The sequence below is a fragment of the Pseudoalteromonas apostichopi genome, assembly GCF_030297135.1.
GTDB lineage: Bacteria > Pseudomonadota > Gammaproteobacteria > Enterobacterales > Alteromonadaceae > Pseudoalteromonas > Pseudoalteromonas apostichopi.
Window position 1 is genome coordinate 2,480,859 of record NZ_AP028065.1, and the last position, 12,538, is coordinate 2,493,396.

9 protein-coding genes are annotated in these 12,538 nt (G+C 42.2%); 4 read left to right on the forward strand and 5 right to left on the reverse strand.

From position 1 onward, the window contains the following. The first annotated feature begins 29 nt into the window (after window positions 1-29). The gene (locus QUE86_RS11195) at window positions 30-1,997 is read left to right on the forward strand and encodes a response regulator (RefSeq protein WP_178926631.1); all 1,968 of its coding nucleotides are present in this window, start codon (window positions 30-32) and stop codon (window positions 1,995-1,997) included. On the opposite strand, the gene QUE86_RS11200 is transcribed toward QUE86_RS11195, so the two are convergent. Genes QUE86_RS11200 through QUE86_RS11210 form a run of 3 tightly spaced genes read right to left on the reverse strand, consistent with a single transcriptional unit; the run spans window position 1,984 to window position 5,688 of the window. Next, the gene (locus QUE86_RS11200) at window positions 1,984-2,982 is read right to left on the reverse strand and encodes a LacI family DNA-binding transcriptional regulator (protein ID WP_130049591.1); all 999 of its coding nucleotides are present in this window, start codon (window positions 2,980-2,982) and stop codon (window positions 1,984-1,986) included. The genes QUE86_RS11195 and QUE86_RS11200 overlap by 14 nt on opposite strands. A 21-nt stretch (window positions 2,983-3,003) precedes the next feature. Then, on the reverse strand, window positions 3,004-4,335 hold the full coding sequence (locus tag QUE86_RS11205; protein WP_130049590.1) for a glycoside-pentoside-hexuronide (GPH):cation symporter: 1,332 nt from the start codon (window positions 4,333-4,335) through the stop codon (window positions 3,004-3,006). Between the two features lie 24 nt (window positions 4,336-4,359). Further along, window positions 4,360-5,688 carry a GH1 family beta-glucosidase gene (locus QUE86_RS11210; RefSeq protein WP_167658161.1) on the reverse strand — a complete coding sequence of 443 codons (1,329 nt, stop codon included), beginning with the start codon at window positions 5,686-5,688 and terminating at the stop codon, window positions 4,360-4,362. 230 nt (window positions 5,689-5,918) lie between these two features. Here QUE86_RS11210 and QUE86_RS11215 point away from each other — a divergent pair, with 230 nt between their 5' ends. The 3 genes from QUE86_RS11215 to QUE86_RS11225 are packed head-to-tail and all read left to right on the forward strand — an operon-like array spanning window position 5,919 to window position 10,729. Next, window positions 5,919-7,187 carry a sugar MFS transporter gene (locus QUE86_RS11215; RefSeq protein WP_130049588.1) on the forward strand — a complete coding sequence of 423 codons (1,269 nt, stop codon included), beginning with the start codon at window positions 5,919-5,921 and terminating at the stop codon, window positions 7,185-7,187. A gap of 9 nt (window positions 7,188-7,196) precedes the next feature. Next, a complete protein-coding gene (locus tag QUE86_RS11220; RefSeq protein ID WP_250661701.1) occupies window positions 7,197-9,713 on the forward strand; it encodes a glycoside hydrolase family 3 protein in 2,517 nt (838 codons plus the stop codon). Beyond that, window positions 9,704-10,729 carry a glycoside hydrolase family 16 protein gene (locus tag QUE86_RS11225; RefSeq protein ID WP_239976886.1) on the forward strand — a complete coding sequence of 342 codons (1,026 nt, stop codon included), beginning with the start codon at window positions 9,704-9,706 and terminating at the stop codon, window positions 10,727-10,729. Before QUE86_RS11220 ends, QUE86_RS11225 begins: the two co-directional genes overlap by 10 nt. 65 nt (window positions 10,730-10,794) lie before the next feature. Here QUE86_RS11225 and QUE86_RS11230 read toward each other — a convergent pair whose 3' ends face one another. Continuing rightward, window positions 10,795-11,805, reverse strand: coding sequence for a cupin-like domain-containing protein (locus QUE86_RS11230; protein WP_167658158.1), 1,011 nt, complete (start codon window positions 11,803-11,805; stop codon window positions 10,795-10,797). Further along, window positions 11,805-12,530, reverse strand: a complete 726-nt coding sequence (locus QUE86_RS11235; RefSeq protein ID WP_178926635.1) for a SapC family protein — start codon at window positions 12,528-12,530, stop codon at window positions 11,805-11,807. Before QUE86_RS11235 ends, QUE86_RS11230 begins: the two co-directional genes overlap by 1 nt. Window positions 12,531-12,538: the final 8 nt, after the last annotated feature.

Genomic DNA, 12,538 nt, shown 5'->3' on the forward strand with positions numbered 1-12,538 from the left:
AATTAAGCTAATTGGCATAAGGAGCCAGAATGTTAGATAAGGTAACCCGATTACTCTTAGTAGAAGACGATGAAGATGACTATATTCTCACCTGCGACTACCTAGAACAATTAGGTTCCCATACATTCGATGTTGAGTGGTTAAGCTGCCCAGAACAAGCCATTAGTGTGCTTAGCGAAAACAAGCATGATATTTGTTTGTTAGATTATCGCTTAGGCGCCTCTGATGGTTTAGAAGTGCTGAAACGGGCCGTTGATAACGGTTTTCGCGGTCCGATTATTATGCTGACAGGGCAATCTGATGAAGCTCTCGATTCTGCAGCGCTTGATGCTGGTGCGGTTGATTATCTTGTCAAGAGTGAGATGAACTCTAGCCGCTTTGCCCGTGCTATTCGTTATGCTTTAGCTCGCCGAGATGTTGAAGATGAACGTGTAGAGCGCTTAAAAGCCGAAGCAGAAAACCGTTCTAAAGACCGCTTCTTGGCACATTTAAGTCATGAGTTACGTACACCATTGTCATCCATCTTGGGTTACACTGAGTTACTCATGCACAGCGATAAAAATCTACATGCCCAAAATGAGTTGAGCGTGATTTATAGAAATGGTAAGCACTTATTGAGCTTACTCAATGATGTCCTCGACCTATCAAAAATAGCGGCTGATAAACTTGAACTAAACTGCTGTGATGTCAATTTAGATAGTTTAATGACTGATGTTTATACCCTAATGCGTGTCTCAGCGCTTGATAAAGGCTTAACTCTTAATTTTGAGTCACAACAGGCACTACCTCTAGTGATCAATACCGATGCTACTCGGTTGCGCCAAATTCTAATTAACATCATTAATAATGCTATTAAGTTTACTAACCAAGGTGAAATTACCGTTCGTGCTTGGACTGCTTGGGTCCAGGAGCGTGAAATGCTGTTTTTTAGCATTAAAGATACAGGCTTAGGTATTCCAGCAGAAAAACAAGCATTGATATTTAAGCCATTTGAACAAATTGCTGATGTTGAATCCCGAGATGTGGGGGGAGCAGGGCTTGGCCTTGCAATTTGTTCAGAACTACTGAGCCGTATGCAAGGCAGTATTGAACTTGAGTCAACCCAAGGCGTGGGCTCAGAGTTTACTCTTTCTATTTACCCTGGCAACATTCGAGATATTGAACGCCAAGTACTTCGCTTTGATTCAAACCCAGATTTTCAGCAAAAACTAACCACGCTTAAAACAAGTGGGCGGGTATTAGTGGTAGACGACCTAAAAGATTTACGCAATCTGGTTGGTCATATGATCACCAGTACTGGCGCAGAAGTAGAATATGCAGAAAACGGTAAACAAGCGATTGAAAAAGTAGCTAATGCAGAGCAAGCAGGTAAGCCTTTTGATATAGTATTTATTGATTTGCATATGCCCGTTATGGGTGGCAAAGAAGCCACTATTGAGCTTCGCAAAATGGGTTATCAAGGGCCCATTATTGCCCTCACCGCCGCCACTATGAAAGGGGTGAAAACAGAATTAAGTGCGCTTGGCTTTAACGATATGATTGCAAAACCTGTTGATGCTGGGTTGCTTTACCAAGTGCTAAATCATTATATTTGCGAAGGTAAAACTGAACCTGTGGTTGAGCAAGATGACAGCCCTGAAATGACCATACAGAGCACTCGCTATTTATTGGTGGAAGATGACAGTGATGCGGCGCAAATCACTCAGTTATTGCTTGAAAGTTTAGGTGTTGAAACGGTAATAGCACCAAACTGTGTTGCGTGTCTTGCGACACTCAAAGACGATCAAAACTTTGATAAAGTCTTACTCGACATGCACTTGCCAGATGGTGAAGGCCTTGATTTAGCAAGCGAAATTAAACAGCGCCACCCTAACTTAAAGTTAGTTATTGTTAGTGGCGCAGAGCCAGAGCCTAAAAAAATCGAACCTCTTGAGATTGAGCAAGTCCTCTTAAAGCCGATTAATCTTGGCTTGTTATCAGAGCTTATTGACAGCTAATTGAATGCCTAACTACTAGCTCAGGTTCAAATAATGTTTGTAGCGGTGGGGTTTGTTTTTGATAAACATGATTTAACACCCAGTCCGCTGCCATACGACCCATTTCATCTATTGGGTAGTTAACCGTGGTCAATTGTGGGTAAACATGGCGGGTGAAAAACACGTTATCGTAACCCATAATCGATAATTGCTTAGGTAAAGTTAAACCTAAATCTCTAGCACTTGCCATGGCACCAACCGCCATTTCATCATTGGCACATATCAAAGCAGTGAAAGGATGCGTTTGTTGATGAAGGGCTTTTAATCCTTCATAGCCGCTCTCTTCCATAAAATCACCTTGGAATAATAAGTTTTCATCAAACTCAAGGTTAAACTCATGTAGTGCTTGCTTATGTCCTTCTAGGCGGTCTTTGGCATCTTGTTTCCAAAGAGGCCCGCTGATGTAGGCAATTTTTTTATGACCATGCTCTAAAACATGTTTAGCAGCTAAATAACCACCTTTGATATTGTTAAGCAGAATACAGCGGTCACTGAGTTCACTGATATAGCGGTTGATCAATACAAAGGGAGTTCGACCTTTACTGAGTTTAATAAGATACTCGTCGCTAACTGCTTCAACATGCAAAATAAGTCCATCGCAATTACGACTAATCAGAAATTCAATGCCTTGTTTTTCGCGTTCTTCATCACTATGACCAGCAGCAATAATGAGATGTTTGCCTTGATTACGAAAGGTATCTTCAATGCCACTCATCATAGGCCCGTAGAATGGACCTTGTAATTCAGAGACCAATAAGCCAACACTGTTAGAGCAATTTGATGCCAATGACTGAGCAATTGAATTAGGTCTATAGCCAAGTTTATCCATTGCAGCAGTGACCTTTTTACGGGTGGCATCACTGACATTTGCATTGTTGTTCATTACTCGTGAAACGGTTGCAAGGGAAACACCTGCAAGTTTCGACACCTCATAAATGGTGGCCATGTTATTCCTTACTAAACAAAGTTATGGATGCTGCTTTAACGATAAGTCGGCACTGATCTGCTCAACTGTTTGATTATCAAGAATATACCTTTTCATGATAAAAGCGACAAGCATACTACCTATTGCAGGGTAAAGGGTAAATGAAATTAAGATACCCGAAAGTGTCTGCTCACTCAGTTCGGTATTTGCTTCATAGCCATAAAATGCGAGTAACCAACCTGCAATTGCACCACCAAGGGCAAGACCAAGCTTAATAAAAAATACTACGCTCGCGTAAACAAGGCCTGTCAGTCTTTCACCAGTTTTCCATTGCCCATAATCTATGGTGTCAGCCATTTTTGCCCACAATAAAGGGGTCGCCATTTGCGTGAAAAAACACCATAAAAAGTACACCACAAAGGCAAGTATCAGCTGCTCGCCAGGCAACCAAAATGCCACGCAACTAATTGCTGCAGAGATATATTGCAAACGAATATAGGCGGTTTTCTTATCAACTCGTTTACTCAGTGGGTTCGCACAAGCACAACCAAGAATGTTACCTATCATACCGATGGTAACAAAATAAGTGACTAGCTCGGCTTCACCAAGTACATATTTTACATAGTAAATGGCAAGGGTTGTACGTAATACCATACTGGTTAACAGCATAAATGCAGCAAAGCACAACACCTTAAACGGGCCATTTTGCCAAAGCGTGCTCATGCGGTTTTTCCAGCTTAATGATGAGCTGTTATGAGCCGCAACGCGTTCTTTGGTAAAGCGAAAACAAATTAAAAATAGAATGACGCCTAAGCCACTCATCAAGGCCATAGTGAGTTGATAGCCTGTGGCGTTGTCACCTTTTCCAAGCCAGTTGACTAAAGGCAAAGTACAGGCGCTGACAATTAAGCCGCCGAGCATGCCAAATACAAATCGATAAGACTGAATAGATACTCGCTCTTTAGGGTCGCCACTTAATACTCCCCCTAACGCTGAGTAAGGAATATTAATAGCGGTATAAACCAGCATCAGTAAAGTGTAAGTAACAAAAGCGTATATTACTTTACCTGACTCAGGTAGGTTTGGCGTGGTGAAGGTGATCATACTGATCACCCCGAATGGTAGGGCAAGCCAGAGTAAGTAGGGACGATAACTTCCCCACTTAGTACGGGTTGAATCAGTTAAAGCCCCCATCAATGGGTCAGTAATTGCATCAACGACTCTCACCACTAAAAACAAGGTGCCAACAATAGCGGGTGAAATACCAAAGATATCAGTATAGAAAAAAGTTAAAAATAACATCACCGTTTGAAAGATGATATTACTTGCTGTGTCGCCTAATCCGTAGGCTATTTTTTCTCTTTTAGTCAGCATGTGTGTTCTCGATTGTTGTTATTTTTATCGCTGTTTAAGTAGTGTGCGATATTGTTTTGCGCTTTCTTTTAAAATGCGTTGTTGGTTTTGATAATCAATATAAACTAATCCAAAGCGCTTTTCGTAGCCATACGCCCATTCAAAGTTGTCCATTAAGCTCCACGCAAAGTAGCCTTGAATATCGACGCCTTGGCGAATTGCATCACAAACCGCATTTAAGTGGGTATGATAATAATCTACACGTTCAATGTCGTTCACTTCACCGTTTTCTAACGTGTCGGCCATGGCTGCGCCATTCTCAGTGATATACATTTTTGGCAAATCATATTGCTGATGCAGTGATACCAAAAGCTCAGTTAAACCTTGTGGGTAAACTTCCCAGCCCATATCTGTAACACGTACACCCGCAAGGCTTGCTTCTTCAAACCAGCCATCAGCGGTATTTTTGTAGTGTATGCGGGTATAGTAGTTAACGCCAATAAAGTCGACGGCTTGGCTAATTATCGCCATATCGCCAGCAACAATAGTGGGCTTAACTTCATCAGCTAAATCATTAAATAAAGATGGGTAAGCGCCTTCTAAAACAGCTTTGATATACCATTGATTATGGTACTGATCAGCAAGTTCTGCGGCTTTTATATCATCGGCTGTTAAAGGGTAGGTCGGGCTGAAGTTTAATACGATACCCGCTTCTGTTTCTGGGCAGTTTTTACGTAATACTTGCATGGCAAGGCCATGAGCAAGCAATAAGTGATGAGCTGCTTGACGACCTGCCTGTTGTGATTTAATACCAGGTGCATGTACACCCACCTCATAACCCAAATAGGCACTACAAAAAGGCTCGTTCAAGGTTGCAAATGAATCAACCAGGTGACCCAAATGGCGAGTCACAAGTTCGGCATATTCTTTGAATTTATAGGCCGTTTCACGATTTAACCAGCCACCATTATCTTCAAGGTATTGGGGTAAATCCCAGTGATATAAAGTAACATAGGTTTTAATATTACGTGCTTTTAAAGCTGTTAATAACTGAACATAAAACGCCATTCCTTGCTCGTTTACCGAGCCATCTTGAAGCATGACTCTAGGCCACGAAATAGATAAGCGGTAAGCATCTACGCTCAAGTCTACAATCATCTCGACATCTTGCTGCCAACGAGCAACATGGTCACAAGCTACATTACCATGACTTTGGTCTGCGATGGTTCCAGGCTTTTCACAAAATGTATCCCAGATACAATCGAGGCGTTGCTCGCGTGCACCTTCAATCTGAAATGAGGCTGTTGCAACACCGAAAGTGAACTCGGGTTTGAGTAAAGGTGAATCAGGTAACAGTGAAATTGATTTATGCACAGTTGATACGCGTCCTTCGGGTTAGTGTAAGACTTAGCTGATTAGAGTTTAGACTCGGCTGTAAGCGCTTACAATTTTTCCGCAAATAAATTGCTAAATATGATTAATATGTTATAAATGTAAGCGCTTACATTTAATGTTGCAACATATTTCGCTATTTGTTGTTAGTGATTAAGTACCAAATTTTGCTGTAACAAACTGATAAATATAATTAACTAGAGAAGAAAATTATGGCTCATGTATCAACTCCTGTTTCGGCTGCTTCAAGCCAAGCAGATATGCCAAAGCAACACTTCGCACTGGCATCATTGACCACATTATTTTTTATGTGGGGATTTATAACTTGTCTAAATGACATATTAATCCCTTACTTAAAAGGTATGTTTTCACTTAACTATACGCAGGCTATGCTCATCCAATTTTGCTTCTTTGGTGCGTATTTTGTGATGTCAATTCCGGCAGGTAAGTTGGTCAGTCGAATTGGCTATCAGCTTGGTATTGTTGTGGGTTTGGTGGTTGCATCCGTTGGTTGTGCACTATTTTACCCTGCCGCTGTTGCCCATGTTTATGAGCTATTTTTACTGGCCTTGTTTGTACTGGCATCAGGTATCACTATTTTACAAGTATCTGCAAATCCTTACGTAAGCGTACTTGGTCCGCAAAAGACAGCCTCTTCACGTTTGACTATGACACAAGCATTTAACTCATTAGGAACGACGGTTGCGCCAATTTTTGGTGGTTGGTTGATTCTATCTGAAATTAGCCAAGCCACGGCAGAAGAAGTGAAGCTACCTTATTTAATGTTGTCGTTAAGCTTATTAATACTTGCCGTTATCTTCGCATTTTTAAAGCTACCAAAACTAGGTAAAGAAAGTGACAGTGAAGCGGCTCATCAAGATTTAGAAGACTTTGTTGATTTAGGCAGTGTTTGGCGTTATCGCCATTTAATTTTAGGCGCCGTAGGTATCTTTGTGTATGTGGGCGCAGAAGTGGCAATTGGTAGCTTCTTAGTGGGCTTTTTGACCCTTGATAATATTGCGGGTTTAGCAGAAAAAGAGGCCGCTCATTATATTAGTTATTATTTCGCAGGAGCCATGGTTGGTCGCTTTATTGGTGCGGCTGTAATGCAAAAATTTAATGCAGGTAAGGTATTAGCATGTCATGGCTTACTTGCCGTAATGCTTGTTGTGATTGCCATGACGGGTGAGGGAAGCCTTGCTATGTGGGCAATTTTACTCGTGGGTCTATGCAATTCGATTATGTTCCCAACGATTTTCAGCCTAGCGCTACATGGTCTTGGTAAATACACCTCTAAAGGCTCAGGCATTTTATGTTTAGCGATTGTGGGTGGTGCAATTATTCCTCTATTACAAGGTATTTTAGCGGATTCTATTGGTGTGCAAATGGCGCTATTTTTACCAATTGCATGTTACTTATACATTACTTACTTTGCGCTGGTTGGCTCAAAAGTATCGACTCAGACTCAGCAATCATCATAGGTGAAAAAAATGAAATTGAAAAAAACATTCACTCTCTGTTCGTTAATGATGGCAAGCGTCAGCATGCTAGGTTGTAGTGGGCAAGACAAGGTTACACACGTGAACGCTGAGCAAGAAATTTGGCCAAACATCGAAACAGGTATTGCAGCAAATCCAGAGATGGAAGCAAAAATTGCGAAAATACTCACAAATATGACTCTAGAGCAAAAAATTGCTCAAATGATCCAGCCAGAAATTCGCGATATTACCGTTGAAGATATGCGTAAATATGGCTTTGGTTCTTATCTTAATGGTGGTGGAGCATTCCCTAACAATGACAAACATGCCAGCGCCGCTGACTGGATTGACCTTGCTGAGAAAATGTATCAAGCCTCTATAGATGACTCGCTCGATGGTAGCTCTATACCTACCATGTGGGGCACCGATGCAGTACATGGTCATAACAACGTTATTGGTGCGACATTATTCCCACATAACATTGGCTTGGGTGCGACAAATAACCCTGAGCTAATCGAAAAAATTGCAGCTGCTACAGCGCAAGAAGTGATGGTAACTGGTATCGACTGGGTGTTCGCGCCAACTGTGGCTGTTGTGCGTGATGACCGCTGGGGTCGAACTTACGAGGGCTACTCTGAAGACCCTGAAATTGTTAAATCTTACTCAGCAGCTATCGTTAGAGGTTTGCAAGGCGCGGTTGATGACGATTTCTTATCTGATAAGCGCGTAATTAGCACTGTTAAACACTTTTTAGGCGATGGCGGTACCGAAGGTGGTGATGACCAAGGTAATAACACGGCATCAGAGCAAGAGTTATTTGATATTCATGCGCAAGGTTATGTTGGTGGCTTAGGTGCGGGTGCACAAACCGTGATGGCGTCATTTAACAGCTGGAATGGTGAAAAAATTCACGGCAGCAAATATCTACTTACCGACGTGTTAAAAGGCAAAATGGGCTTTGACGGTTTTGTTGTCGGTGACTGGAACGGCCACGGTCAAATTCCGGGGTGTACTAATGGCAATTGTGCACAAGCCGCAAATGCGGGCCTTGATGTGTATATGGTTCCGACAGATGCATGGAAACCACTATACGAAAACCTCATCAAGCAAGTGAAAAGTGGTGAAATTGCGCAAAGCCGAATTGATGATGCGGTAACGCGTATCTTACGTGTAAAAATGCGCGCTGGTTTGTTTGATAAACCAAGCCCAGCTAAGCGTCCGCTTTCTGGTAAAACAGAGATTATTGGCAGTGCTGAGCATCGTGCAATTGCAAAACAAGCGGTACGTGAATCATTGGTGCTTTTGAAAAATAAGCAAGCGTTATTACCTCTATCACCAAATACAAATGTATTAGTTGCAGGTCAGGGTGCTGATAACATTGGCATGCAGTCTGGTGGCTGGACGATTACATGGCAAGGCACAGGCAATGAAAATAGTGACTTCCCGGGTGGTAGCTCTATTTTTGATGGCATTAAAGCAACCGTTGAGCAAGCCGGTGGGCAAGTTCAATACGATGAAAATGGTGCCTTTGAGACTAAGCCAGATGTTGCGATTGTAGTATTTGGTGAGCAGCCGTATGCAGAAGGCAATGGTGATTTAGATAACCTTGAATATCAACGCGGTAATAAAACTGATTTAGCACTTCTTAAAAAGTTAAAAGATGCGGGTATTCCTGTGGTGTCACTATTTATTAGTGGTCGCCCAATGTGGGTGAATGCTGAGCTTAATGCTAGTGATGCGTTTGTTGCAACTTGGTTACCTGGTAGCGAAGGTGATGCAATTAGCGATGTTATCTTTAAAAAGCAAGATGGCTCTATCAATCATGACTTTAAAGGTAAGTTATCTTTTTCATGGCCAAATAATCCTGTAGGTAACCAAAATCGTGGTGATAAAGATTATGCGCCACTACTGCCTTATGGCTTTGGTTTAACTTATCAAGATAAAAATACATTAGCGGATGACCTGAGCGAAAAATCACAAGTTTCTGCTAAATTAGAAGACTTAGTATTATTTGAACGTGCCGTAAAAGCACCATGGTCACTACAGTTGCAAAGTGGTTCTGAGCTGCAAGCTATGACCAGCAGCCGTGCAGCATTAAATGCTGTTAGCGTAAAAACCTTTGATAAAGACGTGCAAGAAGATGCGCGCGCAATCAGCTTTAATGGTAAGGAAGCAGCTGCTGTTCGTTTAATGGCGGCGTTCCCGTCGGATCTGCGCTCATACGTTGAAAAAGCTGGTCAGTTAGAAATGCAAATTAAAGTAGATCAAGCTGCTGATGCGCCGTTAATGCTAGGTATGCAGTGTGGTGAAAACTGTGACGGTCAATTTGATATTAGCAAACAAGTTAAAGGTACAAGTGATTGGCAGACGCTAACCGTTGATTTGAGCTGCTTTGCTGAACAAGGTGTGCAGCTTGGGCAAGTGTTCTCACCGTGGCAGTTAGCTACTGAAGGTGCATGGCAAGTATCAATTGCTAAATTATCATTAAGTAGCTCACACACGCAGGACTCTTCAGTCTCATGTCAGTAAAACCATATGTCGTTATTTTGCTAACAGGTGTACTTAGCGCCTGTCAGCAAACTGCTGAGCCTGTCAAAGCTAGCTTAGGTGATGGATGGCAGTTAGTTTGGCAAGATGAATTTTCACAAAATACTCTTGATTTGGCTAAGTGGCAACATGAAGTCAATTGTCGAGGTGGCGGTAATGATGAGCAGCAATGCTACACCGCACGAAGTGAAAACAGTTTTGTCAAAAATGGCTTATTGCATATTGTTGCTCGGCAAGAGCAATACACTGGGCCTTTACATAATCGCGATGAAGTAAGCAGCGATGCTGAGCGAGAAAAGGTGGCAACACAGCCTTTTACTTCTGCACGTTTACGTACTAAAAACTTAGCTGATTGGCGATATGGCCGTTTTGAAATTCGCGCTAAATTGCCTGCAGGACAAGGGGCGTGGCCTGCGATTTGGATGTTACCTACTGATTGGCATTATGGCCGCTGGGCATCTTCAGGCGAAATAGACATCATGGAAGCGGTGAATCTAAAGACCCTTACTGATGACAAAACAGCGCCAACAGGTAGCCTTGAGACACGCGTACACGGCACTTTGCATTACGGTGGTCCTGCGCCAGAAAATGTCTACAGTGGTACGCCTTATCGTTTCAGCGAAGCAGATAACCCGGCTGATAATTTTCATGTTTATGCCCTTGAATGGCAACAAGATGAAATTCGTTGGTATGTTGATGATGTTCATTATGCGACATTTCACCACGACCATTGGTATTCAACATCACAACAACAAGACGGCTCGTTTATAGAAAATAAGGGGTTTGCTCCATTTGATCAGCGTTTTCACTTACTCCTTAACTTTGCTGTAGGCGGAAACTGGCCTGCAAATGTGAATGACAAAGGCGTTGATTTTGCGGGTTACCCTAAGCAAATGCTGGTCGATTATGTACGTGTTTTTCAATGTAGTAAAAATATTGAAACAGGCATTGGTTGTGCAACTACACAGCCATCTGCAGTACAAATAAAGGGTAAGTAAATTATGAGCCAAAAGCCTGCAGATACATCGCCGAACTCGTTGTATCAGCTGGCTTTTGGTTCATTCTATCGGTTGAGCTTTTGTAGTAATAGCTGTCTTAACCTTCTCGCTGTTATTTCGTCGATATCTGCTAATATCCCTTGTACAGGCTCAGCTACATGGCTTGCTAAATCCACATCATCAGCAAAGACATAATGATTAAATAGTTGCTGCCATTTCTGCTTGTGCTCGTTTGGTAAGTCTTTAATCGCCAACATACTGTGCAGCATGGCATCAAATGGGTTTGCCAAATACTCTGGGGCTTGTCGCCACCAATAGTTTACTAATACATTAAATGGACTGGTCGCGCTAACCTGATGCCACCATAGAGCAGGTATATAGATAGCATCGCCAGGGGTAAGGGTAGCTGATTGAGCCTTTGAAAGAGCCTCTTTAAAACGTGGAAAACGGCTCAAATCTGGGTTACTAAAATCAACTAAGCTAATTGCTTGTCCAGCAGGTGTAAACTCCAGCGGGCCAACGTAAAGGTTATTGACCTGATCGGTTGGCATTAGAGTAAAAGTGCGTTCACCAGCTGCAACACAAGCTAGGTTATCGGCATTGTCATAGTGAGCCGCAATCTGGCTATGATTCCCCACCCAGAGGCTTGTAAGGCAATTATAATCGGTCACTATTAATGGGTTCTCAAGGCTAAAGCCCGGAGCGCAATACTCTACTGCAGTGGAACCCATATACAACGAATCATTATCGGTTTGCGACAGTTTTAATGCTAGTTTTTGCAATACAGCCTGAAGACTATCGGCGTGCTGTGAAAAATTAAGCCCCGATAAATCAGCGTTATAAAAATACCGACCATGATGAATTGCCTCGCTACTAAAGCTTCGCACCGGAGCATTATTGGCAAGACCTAAAAGATAGTCTAAAGCGCTTTTAGAGCCTTGTTTAGCTGCAATCACTTGGGGCCAATCAGCACAGAGATCTCTTATTACCAGTGGTTCAGTAAGCTCAGCTAAAAAAGGTTTAAGATCAGCAATGCTTGAAGCCTGGCATTCTTTTATTGGCGCAGCCGCAAACATTACTGCTGAGCCCATTTTCTATTAAGCAAATGAGGGATTTTTTCCATTGATGCCAACACCATATAAATAGCCTGCAAGTCACCTTGCTGTTGTAACTGCTTAAGTTGCTCAGCGGTTAAATCGTGTAGTACCTGTTGGTTAATGGTATAAAAGCCGTTCACTGTGACTTTTTCGCCATTTTTATCCGCATATTCAATACTGAAAGATTCGAGTAAATTAACGCTAAGTAAACGCTCAAAAAAGTGGTTAATTGTTTGATGTTCTTGATGTAACGCGTTAAGTACTTGAGCAATATGGTTTAAATAATCGCTATTACCACCATGTTCAAGAAAAATTGCTTCGCCATCGCGTGTGCTTATGCGTGGGCTATCTAAATCAATATGTACCACCAGTGATTGCTCAGGAATGCCATTGTTATACTGAGTTTGTTGACCAATTAAAAATGGCTGGCGCTGCATACTCAGTGGTAAGTAACTCAGCTGTAATTCACCTTGTTCGTTAAGCAGTAAGTTCTCGCCATTTTCAAAACCAAATAAAGCTAAGGCTTCGAATTGACCTGTTTGAGGGTGCTTACGAAATACGATAGGTTGATTTGCTTGGACTTTAGCAAATTCACTTGGAAATACGGTAGCGCAGCTAATATTATCGCCCCAGTTAGCACCGCGTGTGGTGATGACTTTTAGGTCTTTATGGCTGATGTTATCAAGTAATACATGATTGGCCATTGGGCCTC